This is a genomic window from Desulfovibrio sp. (assembly GCF_034006445.1).
Lineage (GTDB): Bacteria > Desulfobacterota > Desulfovibrionia > Desulfovibrionales > Desulfovibrionaceae > Desulfovibrio.
This window is the reverse complement of record NZ_JAVESS010000004.1, coordinates 35,943-56,848: the sequence shown is the minus strand read 5'-3', so window position 1 is coordinate 56,848 and position 20,906 is coordinate 35,943. Positions and strand designations below refer to the sequence as shown.

The 20,906-nt window shown below is 61.9% G+C and carries 17 protein-coding genes; 9 read left to right on the top strand and 8 right to left on the bottom strand.

Features of this window, described 5'->3' with window-relative positions; all coding sequences use genetic code 11:
• Window positions 1-32: 32 nt before the first annotated feature.
• Complete coding sequence (locus RBR41_RS06415) at window positions 33-263, bottom strand: SHOCT domain-containing protein (protein ID WP_320351759.1); 231 nt, start codon at window positions 261-263, stop codon at window positions 33-35.
• Window positions 264-573: 310 nt separating this feature from the next.
• On the opposite strand from RBR41_RS06415, the gene RBR41_RS06410 reads away from it, so the two are divergent.
• Window positions 574-2,646, top strand: a complete 2,073-nt coding sequence (locus RBR41_RS06410; RefSeq protein WP_320351758.1) for an ATP-binding protein — start codon at window positions 574-576, stop codon at window positions 2,644-2,646.
• A gap of 158 nt (window positions 2,647-2,804) precedes the next feature.
• A complete protein-coding gene (locus RBR41_RS06405; RefSeq protein ID WP_320351757.1) occupies window positions 2,805-4,166 on the top strand; it encodes a sigma-54 dependent transcriptional regulator in 1,362 nt (453 codons plus the stop codon).
• A gap of 126 nt (window positions 4,167-4,292) precedes the next feature.
• Here the strand turns inward: RBR41_RS06405 and RBR41_RS06400 are convergent, their stop codons facing one another.
• From RBR41_RS06400 to RBR41_RS06370, 7 genes are all read right to left on the bottom strand, one after another.
• Window positions 4,293-5,057: a 4Fe-4S dicluster domain-containing protein gene (locus RBR41_RS06400; RefSeq protein ID WP_320351756.1), complete on the bottom strand. Its 765-nt coding sequence runs from the start codon at window positions 5,055-5,057 to the stop codon at window positions 4,293-4,295.
• A gap of 9 nt (window positions 5,058-5,066) precedes the next feature.
• Entirely contained in the window at window positions 5,067-6,926 is a 1,860-nt protein-coding gene (locus tag RBR41_RS06395) for a hydrogenase (protein ID WP_320351755.1), read from the bottom strand.
• 279 nt (window positions 6,927-7,205) lie between these two features.
• The gene (locus RBR41_RS06390) at window positions 7,206-8,699 is read right to left on the bottom strand and encodes a proton-conducting transporter membrane subunit (protein ID WP_320351754.1); all 1,494 of its coding nucleotides are present in this window, start codon (window positions 8,697-8,699) and stop codon (window positions 7,206-7,208) included.
• Between the two features lie 5 nt (window positions 8,700-8,704).
• Window positions 8,705-9,328 (bottom strand): hydrogenase-4 component E, encoded by a 624-nt coding sequence (locus RBR41_RS06385; protein ID WP_320351753.1) that lies wholly within the window; start codon window positions 9,326-9,328, stop codon window positions 8,705-8,707.
• A gap of 4 nt (window positions 9,329-9,332) precedes the next feature.
• Window positions 9,333-10,274 carry a respiratory chain complex I subunit 1 family protein gene (locus tag RBR41_RS06380; protein ID WP_320351752.1) on the bottom strand — a complete coding sequence of 314 codons (942 nt, stop codon included), beginning with the start codon at window positions 10,272-10,274 and terminating at the stop codon, window positions 9,333-9,335.
• Window positions 10,271-12,319 (bottom strand): proton-conducting transporter membrane subunit, encoded by a 2,049-nt coding sequence (locus RBR41_RS06375; protein ID WP_320351751.1) that lies wholly within the window; start codon window positions 12,317-12,319, stop codon window positions 10,271-10,273. The genes RBR41_RS06380 and RBR41_RS06375 overlap by 4 nt, the downstream gene beginning before the upstream one ends.
• Window positions 12,320-12,344: 25 nt before the next feature.
• Window positions 12,345-13,301: a UDP-glucuronic acid decarboxylase family protein gene (locus RBR41_RS06370; protein ID WP_320351750.1), complete on the bottom strand. Its 957-nt coding sequence runs from the start codon at window positions 13,299-13,301 to the stop codon at window positions 12,345-12,347.
• Window positions 13,302-13,474: 173 nt separating this feature from the next.
• On the opposite strand from RBR41_RS06370, the gene RBR41_RS06365 reads away from it, so the two are divergent.
• The 7 genes from RBR41_RS06365 to gcvT all read left to right on the top strand — a co-directional run bounded on the left by RBR41_RS06365 (window position 13,475) and on the right by gcvT (window position 20,888).
• Window positions 13,475-14,296, top strand: a complete 822-nt coding sequence (locus RBR41_RS06365; protein WP_320351749.1) for a TatD family hydrolase — start codon at window positions 13,475-13,477, stop codon at window positions 14,294-14,296.
• Between the two features lie 459 nt (window positions 14,297-14,755).
• Entirely contained in the window at window positions 14,756-15,592 is an 837-nt protein-coding gene (locus tag RBR41_RS06360; RefSeq protein WP_320351748.1) for a phosphate ABC transporter substrate-binding protein, read from the top strand.
• Window positions 15,579-16,541 (top strand): PstC family ABC transporter permease, encoded by a 963-nt coding sequence (locus RBR41_RS06355; protein ID WP_320351747.1) that lies wholly within the window; start codon window positions 15,579-15,581, stop codon window positions 16,539-16,541. Before RBR41_RS06360 ends, RBR41_RS06355 begins: the two co-directional genes overlap by 14 nt.
• Entirely contained in the window at window positions 16,538-17,425 is an 888-nt protein-coding gene (locus RBR41_RS06350) for a PstA family ABC transporter permease (protein ID WP_413785136.1), read from the top strand. The genes RBR41_RS06355 and RBR41_RS06350 overlap by 4 nt, the downstream gene beginning before the upstream one ends.
• Window positions 17,422-18,186, top strand: coding sequence for a phosphate ABC transporter ATP-binding protein (locus tag RBR41_RS06345; protein ID WP_320351746.1), 765 nt, complete (start codon window positions 17,422-17,424; stop codon window positions 18,184-18,186). Before RBR41_RS06350 ends, RBR41_RS06345 begins: the two co-directional genes overlap by 4 nt.
• A 389-nt stretch (window positions 18,187-18,575) precedes the next feature.
• Window positions 18,576-19,562 (top strand): lipoate--protein ligase, encoded by a 987-nt coding sequence (locus RBR41_RS06340; protein ID WP_320351745.1) that lies wholly within the window; start codon window positions 18,576-18,578, stop codon window positions 19,560-19,562.
• Window positions 19,563-19,805: 243 nt separating this feature from the next.
• Window positions 19,806-20,888, top strand: a complete 1,083-nt coding sequence (gcvT, locus tag RBR41_RS06335) for a glycine cleavage system aminomethyltransferase GcvT (RefSeq protein WP_320351744.1) — start codon at window positions 19,806-19,808, stop codon at window positions 20,886-20,888.
• Window positions 20,889-20,906 lie beyond the last annotated feature (18 nt).

The following is a 20,906-nucleotide window of genomic DNA, read 5'->3' as shown; positions in this document are numbered from 1 at the left end:
TCGTGACCTTGAATGCTTCCCTTGAAGGAAAATCAGATCACGTTTTTGAGCTTTTCGTATTCTTCCTGCGATATTTCACCGGAAGCGAGGCGTCGTTTCAAAATGTTCAGTGTATCGCGGCGGTCAAAGTTGCAAGGTTTGCGTCCTACGATGCGAAAGATAAAGTATATCGCCAGAACCAGTACCGTAATCGCAAGAAGCATTCCTATCCAGCCGCCGCCCCAGCCGAAGCCGAAAAAATTCAGATAATTACAAGCATGCATTATGTATCCTCCCGGTGAGACCGGGCACGCCCTGCATCGGGGCGGGGTTGCGCTGTCACCTGTTTGCGCGTTTTCACGCGCTCTTGCCCCCTATAAGGCAAAGCCCGTGCCAACAGTGTACGAGTCCTCATAATTATCTGGGAATATTTAGTTTATTATTTTATGGCCGTTTTAGGGCAACACTGTGACCAGATGGAAAGTGTCCATTTTTTACCCACATTGTCAGGGCTGTGTCCAATTTTTACCAGCGGTCTTGACCATATGGGTAAAAAATACATAATAGGGTCATTCCGCCACACAAGGACAGGCCATGAAGAGCAGATTTTCAAGAATATTTTCCGTCAGAGGGGTGCGCGCCCTGCATCTGGGGCTTTCGCCCTGGATGATTATGGGCATGGCCATCATTCTCGGTCTGACCATTTCAGCCCTTGCCGTGCGCAGCAACCAGCGCGGCAAGACATATATGATACAGAATCTTCTGGACCGGGCCGAGGCCCTCATATGGGCTCTGGAGGCGGGCGCGCGCACGGGTTTGTGCACTCCCCTGGGCAATTCGGACGGCCTGCAGTCCCTGCTGGCGGAAACAGCCAAGCAGCCCGGCATTGTTTTTATGGCTGTGGCCAACAATGCGGGCGAAATGCTGGCCTACAGCGTGCCGGTGCGCACCCGCCACAAAAGCCGGGGCAATGACGAGATTTCTTCATCCGGGCCGGGAGCAGGCGGCGATGGCAGGGCTGCCGCGCAGGCGCAGCAGGGCGAAAAGTCTTTGGCCATCATCATGCCCACGGCGGTGCAGGTGACGGAAAAGCCCGCATGGCGTCTGCGCCAGTGGGGCGACAGAAAGGTTTTTGAGGTATACCGGGCCTTTGTGCCGCTGGAAGATGATCGCCCCATGCCATTGCCCACGCGCGGGCACGGGCAGCACAACATGGGCCGCAGCAGGGGCATGATGGGCGTGGATATGCCCCATGGCCCCATGTCGCCCAGAAGGATGGAGCCACAGTTCCAGCCAGAGCCTCAGGCCGCAGGGCCAGGCATGCCGGGCGTTGCGGGCGGCCTGCAGCCGGGCTTGAGGCCACCGCCGCCCCATGCCGGAATGTGGGGCGACGGCAACCCCTGGCCATCTGCCCTACTGCATCCGGGCCAGCCACGGCAACCACAGGGCGTGGTCGTGGTAGGACTTGATCTCAAACCTTTTGAGGCGGCCCTGGCGGCGGATCTGCGCTACAACGCCATGTCGGCGGCTCTGGTGGCGGCTTTGGGTCTTGCGGGCTTTGTCTCCCTGTTCTGGGCGCAGAATTACCGCCATTCACGCAAGATGCTGCGCGATTCGCGGGCCATGGCTTCAGAAGTGGTGGCCAATCTGCCTCTGGGCCTTCTGACCAGCGATCCTTCGGGCAGGGTGGCCATGGTCAACGACACTGCCCTGCGCATGTTCGACCTTGTCCGGGATACGGCCGTGTACGCGCCTCTGACCGGGTTGCCGGGTCTGGACTGGAAGGCGCTGGTGGCGGAACTGGCCGGAGGCCGCAAGGTGCTTGAGCGCGAATGCGTCCTCACCACAGGACGCGCGGGCGCGGTCATCAGCCTCAGTGCCGCCAGCATGCGCAATCAGGACGGCGTTTTTCTGGGCAATGTGTTTATTCTGCGCGACATTACCGAGGTCAAACGCCTGCAGGCAGACGCGCAGCGCAACGACCGCCTGTCGGCTCTGGGCCATCTGGCCGCCGGTGTGGCGCACGAGGTGCGCAATCCTTTGAGCACCATCAAGGGCGTGGCCCTCTACATAGCCAAGCGCATGCTGCCCGGCGGCCGTGAAGAGGAAGCCGCCCAGCGCATGATTGATGAAGTGGACAGGCTGGACAGGGTCGTCTCCGAACTGCTGGAATTCGCCCGGCCCGGAGCCATCAACACCACGGACGCCGATCTGGCCGAAATCATCAACCGGGCACTGCGTCTGACCGAAGCCGATGTGCGCGCCAGAAACATACAGGTCACCCTTGACGTGGCCCCTGATCTGCCTCCGGTACGGGTCAATGTTGAACGCCTCACCCAGGCTTTGCTCAACCTCTTTCTCAATGCCGTGCAGGCCATGGGCGAGGGGGGGCAACTGCACGTGGGCGCGCGTCTGTCGCCTGACGGGCAAAGCTTCAGCCTTTCTGTCCGCGACAATGGCCCCGGTATTCCCAGGGACATTCAGGCGGCCATCTTTACGCCCTATTTTACCACAAAGCCTTCGGGCACGGGCCTTGGGCTGGCCATTGTCTACCAGATTGTCGAAGGGCACGGCGGCAGCGTGAGCGTCAATTCCGATCCGGGGCACGGCACGGAGTTCATCCTTGTGCTGCCTGTTCGCGGCAGGGATGCAGCCTTTTCGGCGTGACGGCCCAGGAGCAGTTTGTCCGCACGCCGCCAGCCGTGAAGGGCGCGCACTTTGTCTGCACGCCGCCAGCCGTGAAAAGCGCGCCGCAACCATTTGAATAAATAGTAGTATTGTTACCCTGCGCTGGTTATCAACCAGAACGATCAAGGAATATTGTCATGAGTGCGACTTCAGCTGTCAGACTGATGGTGGTGGACGACGACCGCAACCACCGCGAAATGCTCCGGGCCCTGCTGGAAGAGTGGGGCTATGACCCCGTTACAGTGGACAATGGGGAAGAGGCCGTGGCCATGTGCCAGGAAAACCCCTTTGACCTCATCCTCATGGACGTGAGGATGGGGGGCATGAACGGCATTGAGGCCACCCGCGCCATCAAGAGCTACAATCCCGCCATCCCCGTGCTGATCATGACGGCGTACTCCGATGTGGCCAACGCGGTGGAAGCCCTCAAGGCCGGAGCCTACGACTACCTCACCAAGCCTCTGGCCTTTGACGCCCTCAAGCTGGCGCTGGAGCGCGCGCTGGATCACGCCAATCTGCGCGACGAGGTGCGCGCCCTGCGTCACGAACTGGCCGCCAACGTGGATTCCCGCAACGTCATTGGCCAGAGTCCTGCCATGCGCCAGGTGCTGGGCCTGGTTTCAGCCATTGCGGCCTCGGAGGCCACGGTGCTCATCACCGGTGAATCCGGCACGGGCAAGGAGGTCATCGCCAAGCTGATCCACGCCAACAGCAACAGGGCCAAGGGGCCGTATGTGGCCGTCAACTGCGCGGCCCTGACGGAAACCCTGCTGGAATCCGAACTGTTCGGCCATGAAAAAGGGGCCTTTACCGGAGCGGAAAAACGCCGTGAGGGGCGCTTTCTGGCAGCCAACAAGGGCACCATCTTTCTGGATGAAATTGGCGAGATTCCCTTGTCCATGCAGGTCAAGCTGTTGCGCGTCATTCAGGAGCGCGAACTGCAACGTGTGGGCGGCGATCAGACCATCAAGGTGGATGTGCGCATCCTGGCCGCCACCAACAAGGATCTGGCCCTTGAGGTGGAGGAGGGGCGCTTCCGGCAGGATCTTTACTACAGGCTCAACGTGGTTTCCCTGCAATTGCCGCCCCTGCGTGACCGGCATGAGGACATCCCCCTGCTGGCCATGCACTTCATGAAGATTTTTGCCGACCGCAACGGCAAGATGGTCAAGGGCTTCACCCCTGCGGCCATGGACAGGCTGGTCAAGCACACCTGGCCCGGCAACGTGCGCGAACTGGAAAACGCCGTGGAGCGCGCCGTTGTGCTGCTGGTGGGGGAATACATCAGCGAGCGCGAACTGCCGCCCACCATTGCCGATGCCGAAGAGGAAAGCCCGCGTTCGTCCAGGCTGGACTTTGCCAACATGACGCTGGAAGAAATCGAGCGCCTGGCCGTGCAGGATACCCTTGAGCAGGTCGGCGGCAACAAGAGCGAAGCCGCGCGGCGTCTGGGCATCAACCGCAAGACGCTGCTCTCCAAACTGGGCGACGGCAAGTAGGCAAGGTCGGCAGGAATACTGTGAATAAAGGTTTTGGGGGGAGGGGGCGTGGGGGAGGAGACCCTTTTTCAAAAGGGTCCCTCCCCCACAAAGATGGCAACGCTGACAGCATGTGGCGGCAGGGTGTTACCTGCGCAGCGCCAGCAGGCCGTCCAGGATGGTCCAGGGGTTGGGCGGGCAGCCGGGCACAAAAAGGTCCACTGGCAGCATGTCGGTAATGCCGTTGTTGCACTGCGGCCCGTTGCGGAAAAGCCCGCCCGATATGGCGCAGGCCCCCACCGCCGCCACAAGGCGCGGTTCGGGTATGGCGTCGTAGGTGTCCATGACAGCCAGGCGCATGTTTTCAGAAACAGGCCCTGTTACCAGAATGCCGTCGGCGTGGCGTGGCGAGGCCACAAAATCAATACCAAAGCGCGGCAGGTCGAAGACCAGGGTGCCAAGCACATTGCAGTCCGCCTCGCAGGCATTGCAGCCTGCGGCGCTGACCTGGCGCAGCTTGAGCGAACGCCGGAAGAGGGAGAATTTGCCGGGGGTGGAAGGTGTGGCCGCCTGCGGGGCCGGCTGGCCGGGAACCACCAGCAGGTCTTCACGCCTGAAAACCGCCATGCGGTGCTCGCCGGTAAAGGCTATGGCCTGTTGGGGGCAAACCTGGCGGCACGCGCCGCAGAAGGTGCAGCGCCCCATATCCAGGGTGGGCGTGCTGTCGGGCGCGCCCTCGGTGGGCAGCAGGGCTCCTGTGGGGCAGGCCGCGTAACAGGCCGTGCAGCCGCCGCAGTTCACGGGCGTGAGGCTGGGCCTGCCCATAAATCTGGGCGAAAGTACGGGCTGCTGGCGGGGGTAGTCCAGCGTGCGGTATTTCTGGCGGATGCGTTCCTTGATTATGTGCAGCATGGTAGAGCCTTACAGGTCGTGCCCGCAATAAGAGAGGTTGAAGCTCTTGTTGCAGAGAGGAAAGTCTGAAATCTGGTTGCCGCGCAGGGCCACGGCCAGCCCGGTCCAGTTGTGGAAGGAGGGGTCTATCACCTTGTACACAAGTATCTGGCCCCGCGAATCGGTAAGCGCCACATGGCAGACTTCGCCGCGCCAGCCTTCCACCTGGGCCACGGCGAGGGTGTGCGGCGGCAGGGCCGTAAAGTCGGTGGCCGGGCCGCCGGACTCGTGCCCGGCCGTCGCCGGGGTCGTTTGGGGCGGGGTCGCTCGTGCGGGTGCCGCATGGGCCGGGGTGGCATGGCCTGCGGACGCGGCGCAGGTGGGCGTTTCGCCTTTTTGACTGGGCTGATTGGGCTGACAGGGCAGGGCCGCCAGACGGGTGAGGTCAAGCTCAAGCAGCCTCAGGCTGTCGTCCAGTTCGCGGCTGCGCACGCAGGTGCGCGCCATGACGTCCCCCGTGATCTCCAGCCGTGGGGCGCAATTCTCGCAGGAAAGGTCGCTGAGGGGCATGTGAAAGCGCGCGTCCACGTCCAGACCGCAGGCGCGGGCAGCTACACCCACCAGTCCCAGTTCGCGGGCCACGGCGGGCTCCACCGAGCCGGTTTCTGCAAGACGGTTGCGCACGGTCACGGCATCCAGCATGACGTCCACAGAGCCGCGCGCGCCCTGCCAGGCCGCCCGCACGCGGCCGAGCAGATCCTCGCATTCCTGCGGGCTGAGGTCATGGGCCACGCCGCCGGGCCGCAGCAGGCCGCGTCCGAAGCGGTTGCCGCACAGGCTGGCGGTCATGTTCAGAAAATCTCCGCGAATGCGGCCGTTCCAGGAGGCTGTGGGCAAAAAGCCCGTGTCCCCGGCAATGGCTCCAAGGTCGCCCGTATGGTTGGCCAGACGCTCCAGCTCAAGGCCGATACGGCGCACAAGCTGGGAGCGCTCGTCAGGCTGCTGCCCTTTCATGCGCTCAAGCACGACGCAGTGCGCTGTGGCGTGGGCCACCGTGGAATCTCCGGCTGCGCATTCCAGCAGGGGAAGGCGGCGGGCGGCAGGGCCGTGAACAAGCATGTTCTCCAGCCCCCGGTGCTGGTAACCCAGGGCAATTTCAAGATGCAGCACATTTTCGCCATAGCATTGAAAACGGAAATGCCCCGGCTCGATGATGCCCGCATGAACAGGGCCGACGGCCACCTCATGCACGTCCACGCCCTCAACCCGGTAAAAGGGGTAGGGCTGGGCAGGGGACGTCGGGATTGCAGTATCCTTCGGGGCAGTCGCTGGCGCGGCTTCGTGCGGGACGGCGGATTCCGCACCTAACGTATTTGCGCCTGAAGCGTCTGCTCCAGAAACGTCTGTGCCAGAAACGTCTGTGCCAGAAGCATTGGCGCCCGAAACATTGGCGCCAGCCGCAGCCGCAGCGTTGCGCGTCTGGGCCTCGAAGGTGTCGGGAGTGCGCCGCACGCTTTTGAGCCAGGGGTGTCCCACGGGCTCCACGCCCCATTGTTCGTAAATTTCGCGTTCGAAGTAGTGCAGTTGGGGCAAATCGGGCGTCATCGACACAAAGGCCGTCACCGGCGGCGTACGTCGGGCCATGAGACGGCGCGTGCCGTCATGGGCCAGCACGCAGCACAGGCTGACGGGCACGGGCTGTCCGGATGCAGGCTGGCCGGATGCAGGCTGGCCGGACACGGCTTGTGTCGCGTCTTCGTCGGGAATGCCGAAAAAGGCCAGCACGCGCCAGCCGCCTGCCATGGCGTGACGCAGGTGGTCACGCAGTTCAGTCACGGAGAAGCGCGCCAGGCTTTTCAGATCAACCGCCTCGCGGTAGTCGAACGACATGATATCCTCCCAGACCAGATTACCTTTGAAATGCTTCACATTTCAGCGTTGTGATTCTGCCAAAATACGATTTGCGGCAAAACCACGCCCTGTTGCGGCGCGTTACACACGCATGCAGCCTTGGGCCAACTACCCCTTTTCAGGGCAAAAAGCCCTAGAGCATTTAACACTTGAAATGCTCGCGTACGGCAGGCAAAAGCCCGCCTACTCGCATTTCGTGGCAAGGATTTTCAGAAAAATCCTTGCAGAGCATTTAACTCATTTCATTCGTAAAACGCCCTATCCGCCGACGAGGGCAGCGCCCTTGCGCAAGAAATTCCAAAGCCAGTCGGGTATCCACAAGCCAAGGGTAAGCACGGCCAGCCCCAGAACCAGGGGCGGCAGCACGCTCAGCAGCGGTTCCCGCAGGGTCTGGGGCATGTCTGTGGGGCGGTTGCCCTGCACCATGCGCAGAACCGCCACGGAAAGACCGACAAAAATCACGGCAAGGGCCAGCAGATAGGCTGCGGCCAGCAGAGGTGAGTCCGCCGCCAGCATGCCCTTGAAGATGATGAATTCGCTGATGAAGATGCCGAAGGGCGGCGAACCGGCCACGGCCAGAAAACCGGCCATCCATAAGGCTCCGGTTATGGGCATGGTCCAGCGCATGCCCCGGACGTCATAGCTGGAAAAGGTGTGGTAGCGGGCCAGAATATTGCCGGAAAGCAGAAAGAGCATGCACTTGGTCAGCGAATGGCAGACGGCGTGCAGCATGGCTCCGGATACGGCCAGGCCGCCCACGCCTATGCCCAGGGCCAGAATGCCCATATGTTCCACGCTGGAGTAGGCCAGCATGCGCTTGTAGTGCCCTTGCCCCACAATGAAGATGGCTGCCGTGACAAGCGAGATCAGGCCGAAAAAGCTGAGCAGCCCGCCGCTGAAGCCGCCAAGTCCGGCGGCCAGCATGATCTGGTGTCCGCGCAAAATGCCAAGCAGGGCGCAGTTGAGCAGTGCGCCGGAGAGCAGGGCAGACACCAGTGAGGGAGCCTGACTGTGGGCGTCGGGCAGCCAGTTGTGCAGGGGGGCCAGGCCCATCTTGGTTCCATAGCCCACCAGCAGAAAGATATAGGCCGCCTTGAGCCAGGTTTCTTCACCGGCACGGGCGTGGCTGACAAACCAGCCGAGCTGATCCATGCCTTCCACCATGGCTGTCATGCCTTCGGGCGTGTAGAAGGCCACGGAAAGCAGAATGTTGCCCACCATGGCCAGGGCAATGCCCACGGAGCAGATGATAAGGTACTTCCACGTGGCCTCAAGTGAGCGCTGGTGCCTGTGAAAATAGATGAGCGGCGCACTGGAAAGGGTGGTGCCTTCTATGCCCACCCACAAAGCGCCCAGATGGGGCGTGGTGGTCACAAGCGTCATGGATGAAAGAAAAAAGCACAGGCAGGCGGCAAGGCGTCGCTGGGGCGCGTTGGTAAAGCCGGGGCCGCCGTGGATGTCCGCATGCACTTCCAGCCGGTCTTCCTCTCGCAGGTAGTAGACCGCATATATGGAAGCCGCCAGAAAAAGCAGGCTGGCCAGCATGAGAAAAAGCGCTCCAAGCGGATCGGGGGCCAGCAGGCCGTTCATGGCTCTGGGTTCGGCTCCCGTGCCGACGGCATACGTCGTCCAGGCGGCCAGAGCCGTATGACCGAGGGCGGTCAGGGGCAGAAGAACCCGGCACATGGCCTTGGTGCCGAGCAGGATGATGCAGCCCGCCCCAAGCGGAAGAAAAAGCAAGGCTTCCAGCATGGCCGTCAATCCCTGAGGCTGCGAAAGCGGCCAACGTCAATGGATTCAAAGGTATTGCCAATATGGTTGATGGCAATGCCCATAACGAAAACAGCCACAAACACGTCCAGCAGCAGGGCAAGCTCAAACCACGTGGTTCCGGCGGTCATGAGCGGCATGCCCAGCAGAAAGATGCCGTTTTCCGCCACCAGATACCCGATGACCTGGGCCAGGGCCGTGGTGCGCCCCACCACCAGGATAAGTCCGCAAAACAGTGTGGTCAGGGCCGTGGGCAAGAGCAGCGGCGGAAAAAGAGCGGGCAGGGTGAACAGCCGCGCTTCAAGCCACAGGGAGAGCACAAGCCCCCCCATGCCGGCCAGTACGCCGACGGCCACGTGCATGCGGGGCCGCATGCGGTGGTGGGAATGCAGGCGGTTACGGGTGCGCCAGAGCAGGCCTGGCAAGAGCGCCCCCTTGATGAGCAGCACGGCGGCGGCCAGCAGGGCGTGTTCCATGGTCAGCAGCATGCCAGCCAGCAGAATGCCCTGAAAGGCCGTGAAGCGTATGAGCCACATGATCCGTGTTGAGCCCAGCATGAGCAGATTGTTCAGCATGAGCAAAAACAGGCAGCTTTGCAGTGCGGTTTCCACGCTTTCACCTCGCCTGGGTCAGGATGAGGGCCAGGGCCGCCATGGCCGACGCGCTGCCCAGCAGAAAGGGCACGCGGTCCATGCGCAGACGGGCCATGACAGATTCCACAATGCCCACGATAACGGCCAGCAGCAGCACCGTGGTAATACGCAGTGCTGCCTGTTGCCACAGAGGCAGGGCCGGGGTCATGAGACCGGCAATAAGCGCGGCGAAAAACCACAGCTTGAGGGCAGCCCCGTAGACGACCATGGCCAGGTTGGGGCCGGAGTGATCCAGCACCATGACCTCGTGGATCATGGTCAGTTCCAGGTGCGTGTTGGGGTCGTCCACGGGAATGCGGCAGTTTTCCACCAGCAGCAGAATAAAGAAGATGCAGGGCAGGAGCAGCAGTTCGCCCCGGCCCATGGCCCATGCCCCGGCGATCTGCCCGCCAAACAGGGATGAGAGCGAAAAGGCCGTGTGCGGGCCGCGCCCCATATCCAGCGTCACGCTGGTGAGCACCAGAAGCGCCAGAAAGAAAAGCGGTTCGGCCAGGGCGGCAAAGGTGGCCTCGCGGCTGGCGCCCATGCCTTCAAAGGCCGAGCCAGTGTCCATGGCGGAGAGCATGATGGCAAAGCGCCCCATGCCCAGCAGATAGGCCGCAAGAATAAAGTCGCCGGTGAAGGCCAGGGGCGAGGTGGCCCCGCCCAGGGGCAGCAGGGCTATGGCGCACAAGGTCGCGGCCAGGGACACGGCGGAACCGCAGGCGAAAACCCAGGTGGTGGTGTGGCTGACCACCTCGCCCTTGCGCATGAGTTTGGCAAGGTCATAGTAGGTCTGCAGGATGGGCTTGCCGTGCCTGCCCGCAAACTTGGCCTTTACCCGGTTGATGATGCCGGGCAGCAGGGGGGCAAGAACAAGCGCCAGAACAAACTGCGCGGCATAAACGGCCATGTCCTGTTTCATGCGCTCAGCCCCCAGATAAGCAGGCCCACCACAGTGGCGAGGATATACAGGATATAGAGGTGGATCTTGCCGTGCTGTATGATTTTGCAGGCATTGCACAAGCGTTCCACAGCCTCGAACAGGGGGGTGTAAAAGCCGTTGCGCAGGCGGTCCGGCGCAGAGACGCTCAGGGAACCGCTTTGGGGAAACAGACGGGAATCAAGGTTCATGCGCACGTTAAGCCCCATGCCCGGCGCAAAAATTTTGCCCAGCGGTTCGGAGAATCCGGCATCCGTGTACTGGATGCGCGCCGAACCGCCCTGGTAGCCGCAGCCCCATGTGGGCATGGACGTCACGCTGCGCCGCCGGAGCATTCTTTTGCGCAGGATAATGCCCGCGAGGGAGAGCCCGAGGGCGATGGAACACACCAGCGACACCATGGCGAGGCTGGTGCGTGCCTGATCCTGCCCTGCTGCGGCTGCGGCCTGCATGTCGTTGGGCATGGGCAGCGCGGCAAGGCCCGTCATGGAGGCAAGGTCAAAAAACATCGGAGCCGCCAGCCCGCCAATCACGCAGACGGCGGCGGGCAGCGCCAGAGGCCAGAGGGTCTTCCAGCCCAGAGGGCGCGCATTGGCCGCAAAACCGGTGCGGGGCTCGCCAAGAAAGGTGATGCCGTAAGCCTTGGCGTAAAGGGCGGCCGCAAGTCCGCTGATGAGGGCGAGGCCCACCAGCGCCAGCAGAAGCCCTACCTGGCGTTCAAGGCCGGGAAGGGCGGGGCCGTCCAGAAGGGAGAGCGCCAGCACAAGTTCGCCCGCAAAGCCATTGAGCGGCGGCAGACAGGCAATGGCGGCCGCGCCGAGGGCAAAGGCCGCGCCCAGCAGCGGCAGGCGCTTCTGTAATCCGCCGAGCAGTCCCATACGCACCGTGCCCGTGGCGTGCAGCACTTCGCCCGCGCACAGAAAAAGCAGCCCCTTGAAGCCTGCGTGATTCAGCATGTGCATGAGGCAGCCTGCCAGGCCCAGGGTCGCAATCCAGGCGTTGCCGCAGGAAAGGCCAATAAGGCTCGCACCCACGCCCATGAGCATGAGGCCCATGTTTTCAACGCTGGAATAGGCCAGCAGGCGTTTGAGGTTGCTCTGCCCCAGAGCTTTTAAAATACCCATGAGGCCCGTGCCCAGGCCCACAAGCAACAAGGCCCAGCCCCACCATTCGGGGGCTGCGCCCGGAGTGGCCAGCATGCCCAGGCTGCGGATGATGCCGTAAAGGCCAGCGTTGATCATGGCCCCCGAAAGCAGGGCAGACACGTGACTGGGGGCGGCCGGGTGCGCTTCCGGAAGCCAGACGTGCATGGGCGCAAGGCCCATCTTGGCTCCAAAGCCCAGAACAGCCAGCACAAAAAGGGCCGTCAGCACGTGGGGGCCAGCGTCGCGCACCACTCCCAGCATGACGCCGCCGCCTTGCAGGGCATCAAGGGACGTGGTGCCCGTGCTTTGCCAGAGCAGGACAAAAAAGGCCATGAGGGCCACCGCGCCAAGATGGGCCGCCACAAGGTAGACCCATGAAGCGTCGCGCACCTTACGGTCGCCGTCGTTAAAGTCGATGAGAAAAAAGGGCGCGAGAGACATGAGCTCCCACGACAGCATGAAGAGCACGGCATCGCGTGCGGCCATGACGAGCGCCAGGCCCAGAAGCAGCAGCAGATAGAAGAACCAGTGGGCTGCCAGGTTGTGCTCCTGCGACTGCTCATGGCGCAGGGCAATGCCGCCGGAAATGGCGCATACAAAACCCAGCCCAAAGACCGGCAGCAGGAAGACCCTGCTCAGGGGGTCAAGCCCCAGGGTACAGGCTCCTATGGGCAGTCCCCATGGCAGGCTTAACGAGACAGCCTCGCTCCAGGGGGAAAACGCCAGGGCGCACAGGCCAGCCACGCAACCTGCTGCGGCTCCGCAGGAGCCCAGCAGGTTGGCGGCGCGGCCATTGCCCGCCGTTGGCGGCAAAAAAGCCAGCAGTGCCGTTCCGGCGGCTGCGGCCGCCAGGATGAGCAGGGTTATGATAAAGAGCGTCATGGCATCCGGGGGTTGCGGACGGCGTTTAGGCCATGCCCTGTTTCAGCATATCCTCAAAGTGCGCAATGGTTTTTTTCAGGCCGTCTTCGAGCTTGACCTGAGGCTCCCAGCCCAGTTTTTCACGGGCAAGGGTGATGTCGGGCTTGCGCTGCTTGGGGTCGTCGCAGGGCAGCGGTTCGTAGCTGATGACCGATTTGCTGCCTGTCATTTCCACAACCTTTTCAGCCAGTTCGCGGATGGTGAATTCACCGGGGTTGCCCATGTTCATGGGGCCGATGAAATCTTCCGGCGAGGCCATGAAGCGCACCATGCATTCGATGAGATCATCCACATAGCAGAAGGAGCGCGTCTGGCTGCCATCGCCGTAAATGGTGATGGCTTCGCCCTTGAGCGCCTGGATAATGAAGTTGGACACCACACGCCCGTCGTTGGGGTGCATCTTGGGGCCGTAGGTGTTGAAGATGCGTCCCACCTTGATGGGCAGGCCGCCCTGACGCCAGTAGGCGAAAAACAGGGCTTCGGCGCAACGCTTGCCTTCGTCGTAGCAGGAGCGGATGCCGTTGGGGTTCACGTGGCCCCAGTAGTCCTCGGGCTGCGGATGGATTTCGGGGTCGCCGTACACTTCGCTGGTGGAAGCCTGATAGATGCGCGCCTTGAGCCGCTTGGCCAGGCCCAGCATGTTGATGGCCCCGTGAACGCAGGTCTTGATGGTCTGCACGGGGTCGTGCTGATAGTGTATGGGCGAGGCCGGGCAGGCCAGATTGTAGATTTCGTCCACTTCCACGTAGAGGGGAAAGGTCACATCATGGCGGATGAGTTCAAACCTTCTGTTGTCGAGGAATTCTTCAACATTGGCGCGGGCGCTGGAAAAAAAGTTGTCCAGGCAGAGAACCTCGTGGCCTTCGTTGAGCAGTCTTTCACACAGGTGAGAACCCAGAAAGCCTGAACCGCCTGTAACAAGTATACGTTTGCGGAGATGCATATTTCCCCCGGGAAGATATTGTTGGATCATGCGTTGGTGCTACAAAAACGCTTAAGCATAGTCCTATTATCCATGCTTGGCAATGACGTTCACGGCCATATGGATATACGTACGGCATGGGCGGCGACTTGCCCTTGACCGCACGCGTTGCTATGTATCGGCGCGAGGTACGCATGTCCAAGAAATCCGTTGAACGTATTGATCCCCTTACCGTGGCGTTGCCGCCTGAAGGCGTGGACAGCCACGCCCATCTGGACGGCGAGGAATTTGACCAGGACCGTGAGGCAGTGCTTGAGCGCGCCCGCGCCTGCGGCGTGGCCCAAGTGGGCAACGTCTTTCTGGGGCCGGAAGACTTCGCCGCCAGGCGGCAGTATTTCGAGGCGCACCCGCAGGTGTTTTTTCTGCTGGGCATCCATCCCTGCCACGGGCTGGGCTGCACGCCGCAGGCGCTTGAGGCCATGCGCCGCGCCTTTGCCGAAGACCCTCGCCTGAAAGCGGTGGGCGAGATAGGGCTGGATTTTTATTGGGACGACTGCCCCCGCGAGGTGCAGTATGAGGCCTTTACCACCCAGTTGCATCTGGCGCGTGAAGTGGGGCGGCCTGTGGTGATCCATTGCCGCGAGGCTGAAGAAGAAACCCTTATGGTTCTGGAATCGCAGGGATTCAAGGATTACCCCCTGCTGTGGCACTGCTTTGGCAAGGGGCCGGACATGGCCGCGCGCATCCTTGGCAACGGCTGGCATATCTCGGTTCCCGGCCCTGTTACCTATAAGGCCAATGAAGAACTACGGCAGGCTGTGGCCCTGATCCCTGCCGACCGCCTCATGCTGGAAACCGACGCTCCCTATCTCGCGCCCCTGCCCTGGCGCGGCAAGCGCAACGAACCCGCGTTTACGGTATTTACGGCCCGCTCCGTGGCCGAGGCGCGCGGGCAGGAGCCGGAAGAGGTCTGGCGCGTGTGCGGGAACAACGCCCGCCGCTTTTTCGGCCTGTAGATGCGCGCCGCGCGGGCCGGTCAGGAGGCGTCCCTTTTTCGCGCGGGCAAACTTGCCACCCCGCGCCGCGCGGGCGGCCCTGGGCGTCCTGCACAGAAACAGCGCGCGAAAGCGCATGTTACCTCGCTTGACCAGATAAAACCCCTCGGATACTGTTTTTGCCATGGTTGACTTTTGCAACACTTCGACTCCCTCTCTGTGGAGGCAGTGCTGGCGCGGCTCCCTGTTTTTTGTGGAATCCGCGACCGCAAAAGCATCCCTGTTCCGTTTTTTGGGCGTCACCTGACCGTTAGTCAGGTGGGGCTGGATGTCTCCCGCGCTCTGGTAGCGGATAGCCTTTATGCTGTCTGCGAGGGCGGCTTCTTCCTTACACCTGACTCCCGGCGGCGTGGTCACGCCAATTGTTGTGTTGTGCGGCGCATGCGCGCCACCCGTTCACGCTAACCGTAGGAGACAATCATGAAACGTGGAATCCTCGCGGCCCTTTTGCTTTTGTGCGGCATGGGCACGGCCCTGGCCGCCGCTCCGGCAGCGCCCCTGGACGCCTTCAAGGGCCAGAAGGGCGTTATCGACATCGCGGGCGGCACTGCCCACATCCCTGTTATGAAGGAAGCCGCCAGGCAGATTATGGAGGCCAACCCCGCCGTGCGCATCACCGTGGCCGGCGGCGGTTCCGGCGTGGGCGTGCAGAAGGTGGGCGAGGGCATTGTGCAGATCGGCAATACTGGCCGCGCCCTCAAGCCTGCTGAAGTGGAAAAGTACGGCCTCGTGTCCTTTCCTTTCGCCATTGACGGCGTGGCCGTGGCCGTCAACCCGGGCAACAGGGTCGAGGGGCTGACCAAGGCCCAGATCAAGGATATTTTCTCCGGCAAGATCGCCAACTGGAAGGAAGTGGGCGGCGCTGACGCCCCCATATCCCTCTATGTGCGCGAAGACGGCAGCGGCACCCGCGAGACCTTTGAAGAGCGCGCTCTGGACAAGGGCGCATCCGCCGCGGCGGCCAATGTGGTCAATTCCAACGGAGCCATGAAAACCGCCATCAGTCAGGATCCCAACGCCGTCGGCTATGTGGGCATCGGCCACCTGGACAAGAGCATCAAGGGCGTAAGCGTGGACGGCATGGCCCCCAGCCAGGAAAACGCCGCCTCCGGGCAGTACACCGTCACCCGCCTGCTGTACATGAACACCAAGGGCGAGCCCCAGGGCATCACCAGGGGCTTTGTGGACTACATCTTTACTCCTGCCGGGCAGGAGATTGTGTCCAAGGCTGGCTACATCCCCTATGTCAAAAAATAGGGCTACGTCAGCCCTTCAAGGCGGGAGCGCTGCGGCGCTTCCGCCTGCGGGCCTGCAAACGGCGGATCATACGGACAGTCCGGGCCTTGCCCTGCGCCTGTCGGTATGGGTGGCAGTGCTGGCCGTGGTGCTGCTTTTTGCCATGGTCGTCATGGCAGCCCTGCCCGCCATAAGACTTCCCGGCCCCGGCGGCCCCCTTGACTGGGTCTGGCAGCCCACGCAGGGGAGGTTCGGCATCCTGCCCATGTGCGTGGGGTCTCTGGCCCTTGCCGCAGTGGCCCTGCTGCTGGGCTGGCCTCTGGCCGTGGGCCTGAGCTGCTGGCTGCTTACCGAAGAATCTCCCGCCCTGCAGCCCCTGGTTCGCTTTACAGAATCCCTTGTGCGCTTCATGACCACGGTGCCCACGGTTGTGTACGGTTTTGCCGCCGTTTTTCTGCTGACGCCCTTTGCGCGGGCGCTGCTGGGCGGCACTGGCATGTGTCTGGCCGCCGCTGGCGTGATGCTGGTTCTGCTGATTTTGCCAACCATGACGCTGATCCTGATGGCGGGCCTGCGACCGCGGTTTGAGCGGCTTTGCCCCTGGGGCCTGGCCATGGGTTTCAGCCGTTTTGACCTGGTGCGCCTTTTTGTGCTGCCCCGATCTGGCCGCAATCTGGCCAGCGCCGCTGTGCTGGGCTTTGGCAGGGCCGTGGGCGACACGCTCATTCCGCTCATGCTGGCGGGCAACGCCACGCACGTGCCCGGCGGCCTGGCCGAAAGCATGCGCAGCCTCACGGCGCACATGGCTCTGGTCACGGCCAATGAGGTGGGCGGGGCGGCGTACAATTCCCTTTTTGTGGCAGGACTCGTTCTGCTGGCGGTCAATACGGCGGCAAGCCTGGCCTTGCGTCGACTTGTCAGCCGGAAGAACGAAACGACGGCCACGTCGCAGCATGAGGCGTCGGCATGAGGCGCGGCGCTCTTGTGCAGATGTGCATGCGCTGGCTGTTGCGCGCCTGTGCCGTCATCCCATGTGCGGCCGTGCTTTTTCTATTGGGCTTTCTGACCGTCAAGGGCGCTCCGCAGTTGGGCAGCCATCTGCTTTTTGGCGACGTGCCGCCCCTGGACGCCCTGCTGGGACGCCGCCCTGTGTGGGACGGACTGTGGCCAGCCTGCGCGGGAACCCTGTATCTCGTGGGCCTGACCATGGCGCTGGCCCTTTTTCCCGGCGTGGGCTGCGGTCTGTATCTGGCGGAATTCGCTCCGGCGCGTCAGGCCGGGCGCATCCGTCTGGCCATGGATGTACTGGCGGGCACGCCTTCCATCGTCATGGGGCTTTTCGGCTTTACGCTCATACTTTTTCTGCGTCATTCCGTCTGGCCCGGAGCCAACACGTCCCTGCTGCTCTCGGCCTGCTGCCTGGCCCTTCTGGTGTTGCCGGTCATTGTGACCACCACCTGTGAAGCTCTGGAGGCTGTGCCCGACAGTCTGCGCCTCACAGGAGCCGCGCTGGGCTTTACCCGGCGGCAGCTTGCCCGCAGGGTTCTGCTGCCTGCCGCCGGGCCTGGCATATGGGGTGGCGTGCTGCTGGCCACGGGCAGGGCAGCCGAAGACACGGCGGTGATCATGCTTACGGGCGTTGTGGCCAATGCCGGACTGCCCGGCGGGCTGGCGGACAAGTTTGAGGCTTTGCCTTTTTCCATTTACTATACCGCTGCGCAGTACCAGAATACGGACGAATTGCTGCGCGGTTTCGGAGCGGCTCTGGTGCTGCTTTTGCTGTCGTCGGCCCTGCTTTTTTGCGCCCGGCGTATGGAAAAGCGCTTTCGCCAGCGCTGGCAGGGGGTAGCGTGAGTTCTGCGGTTCGCATCAATGATCTGTGCGTGTATTTCGGGCAGCAGCAGGTGCTGCACAATGTCCGCATGGAGGCCCCCGGGCGGGGCATCACCGTGCTTGCCGGGCGTTCCGGTTCGGGCAAGACCACCTTGCTGCGCGCCTTGAACCGTCTGAACGAGACTTTTTTTCACTGCCGCACCTCGGGCGTGGTGGAGCTTGATCTTGGGCGCGGGCTTGAAGCCATATATCCCGCGCCCGGCGTGTCCGTGCGCCCGCTGGCGCAACTTCGCCGTCTGGTGGGCATGGTTTTTCAGACGCCCAACGTCCTGCCCGTCAGCGTGGAACGCAACCTTGCCCTGCCCCTTGAAGTGGTGGCGGGCCTGCCCGAAAAGGAGCGCGGCCTGAAAACCCGTGAGGCGCTCGTGAGCGTGGGCCTGTGGGAGGAGGTCAAAGACCGCCTTGATACGCCTGCGGATCGACTTTCCGGCGGGCAGCAGCAGCGCCTCTGCCTGGCGCGGGCGCTGGCTCTGGAGCCGGCCATGCTGTTGCTGGACGAGCCCACGGCATCCCTGGACGTTCATGCCACGGAGGAGATTGAAAGCCTGCTTTTGCGTCTTGCCTCCGAGTATCCGCTGCTGGTGGTTTCGCACAATCCGGAGCAGGCCGTGCGCCTGGGAGAGCGGCTGGTCATCATGGCGGAAGGCCGTGTGCAGCAAGTTTTTGAGCGCGGGCAGGTGGACGGCGAGGCCGTGGCCCGTGCCCTTGCGGACGCGGGCTAGCGCAAAGCCGTCTTGAATGGGCGCGGGCGGAGGTTCCCCCCCCCCGAAATGGACACTGGATCGCGCGCTCACGAAAAAAAGCCGTACCCCGCGCCTGCCCCGCGCCATGCCCAGACTTGCTCCGCGCCATGCCCCGGCACAGGCTCGGAGCAGGGCGAAATCCTTGATGCCTTGATAAATTTTGTCAATAATCTTGGAAATATCCTCCCGCTCTCTTGACCTTGCCACCCGAAGAACGGCATTCTCTTTTTTGGAGCAGTTTACGAATGAAATGAGTTAAATGCTCTGCAAGGATTTTTCTGAAAATCCTTGCCACGAAATGCGAGTAGGCGGGCTTTTGCCTGCCGTACGCGAGCATTTCAAGTGTTAAATGCTCTAGAGGAGAAAGCATGGAGCATCTGACTTTTTCAACCCTTGATCCAGCCTTTAACCTTGCGCTTGAAGAAGTTCTGTTCCAGTCCTTGCCTGCTGGTCATCCCGGCTGGTTTCTGCTTTGGCAGAATGGCCCCTCGGTCATTGTGGGCCGCCATCAATGCACCGCCGATGAAGTGAATGCAGACTTCATACGGCGCGAAAATCTGCCTGTGGTACGCCGTATAACCGGCGGCGGAGCCGTGTACCACGATACGGGCAATCTCAATTTTTCCTTTATTGAACACGCCAATGGCCGCGAAAAAGTGGACTTCAGGCGTTATCTCGAACCCGTGTGCGCTGCGCTGGCCGATCTTGGCGTGCAGGCCGTGCTGTCGGGCCGCAACGACATTGAGGCCAATGGGCGCAAAATTTCCGGCAGCGGGCAGATGCTGCGGCGGGGCAAGGTGCTGCACCACGGGACCCTGCTCATTGACGTGAATTTTGAGCGGCTTGTGGACGCTTTGAATGTGGACCCGGAAAAAATGCGCTCCAAGGGCGTTGCCTCGGTGCGGTCGCGGGTGGGCAATATTTCGGAATACTGGCGTTCCGGCAGTGATATCGTGGCTCTGACAGCGGCCCTGCTGCGCCGTTGCGCCGACGCTCCCGGCACGGTGGACGACGCCCTTGTGGCCGAGGCCCAAAAGCTGGCCGATGAAAAATACCGGCAGTGGAGCTGGAACTACGGGGCCATGCCCAATTTTACCGAGCGCAAGCGGCAGCGCTTTGATTGGGGCACAGTTGAACTGCGCATGGACGTAAAAGGCGGGCACATAGCTGCCTGTAAAATATTGGGCGATTTTTTCTGCAATGCAGGTGAGGGCATTCAAGAGTTGGAGCGCCTCCTTATTGGTGTTTCACGAGAACCGGAACACCTGGAACACGCTTTGAATCAGGCTGACTTGTCCCGCTATTTCAGCAATTGCGAACCGTCTGTTATGACAAGGTTTTTTGCCCAGGCGTAAAAAACTGAACGACAACGGGCAGGCGTGAAAAAAACTTTGATTAATATTTGAAGCGTGTTGCGTGTGCTACGAGCGAAACCGTAGTGCGCAAAGAATGCTGATAATTATTTCACACTTCTTGTGTCCGTCCTTTGCAAGTGGTATCATCTGTGTATAAGTGCGTTGATGGTTTTTTAGGGGACTGCGCCCAGTGCCTGGCATGACGCAGTAATTTTGTAACCACACCCAGAACAAGGAGAAAACATGTCGGATTTGCGTACCCCGCTAACCTCCTGGCATGAAGCCCAGGGCGCCAAGATGGCCCCTTTCGCCGGCTGGCTCATGCCCATCCAGTATGAAGGAATCCTTGCGGAACACCTGCATACCAGAAACCATGCCGGTATTTTTGATATCTGCCACATGGGCGAGTTCCGCATTGAAGGCCCCGGCGCGACAGAGGCTCTGTCGCTTGCCGTAAGTCACAACCTTGAAACCCTGGCTCCCGGAAAATGCCGCTACGGCTTTTTGCTCAATGAAAAGGGCGGCGTGCTTGACGACGGCATCATTTACCGTTTTGGGCCGGAATCCTTCATGGCTGTGGTCAATGCCGCCTGCGCGGAAAACGATCTGGCCACCCTGCGTGCCCGCCTGCCGGAAAACGTGAAAATTACGGATATTTCAAGCGAGACTGGCAAGGTGGACCTGCAAGGTCCGGAATCGCTGGACGTGCTTGAAAAGCTCATGGGCCAGAACTTTCATGACCTCGGTTACTTCTCCTTCCGCGAATCGCAGTGGCAGGGCGTGCCCGTGCTGGTGAGCCGCACAGGCTACACCGGCGAACTGGGCTACGAACTCTATCTGCCCGCCAGCAAGACAGAAGACTTCTGGAAAGCCCTGCTGACCGACGAGCGCGTGAAGCCCGTGGGCCTTGGCGCGCGCGACACCCTGCGCCTTGAGGCGGGCCTGCCCCTGTACGGACATGACCTTGATGAAGACCACAGCCCGGCCGAAGCTGGCATGGGCCGCATGATGACGAGTCAGGCGGACTATGTGGGCAAGAAAGGGGCGCAGGTCATCCGCGAGGTTCTGATGCCCCTGAAGATCGAAGGCCGCCGTTCCGCCCGTCATGGCGATGTCGTGGCCCTGCCCGGCGGCGATGCCGTGGGCCGCGTCACCAGCGGTTCCATCGCGCCTTCTCTCGGTTATGTCATTGCCTTTGCCTGGGTGGACGCCGCCCATGCCGACAAGGAAAACTTTGTGGTGCGCGCCGCAAGAACGGAACTGCCCGCCGCGAAGGTGGACGTTCCCTTCTACAAAGAAGGCACGGCCCGCAAAAAACTGGCCTGACGCCCGCGTGAGGCGGCC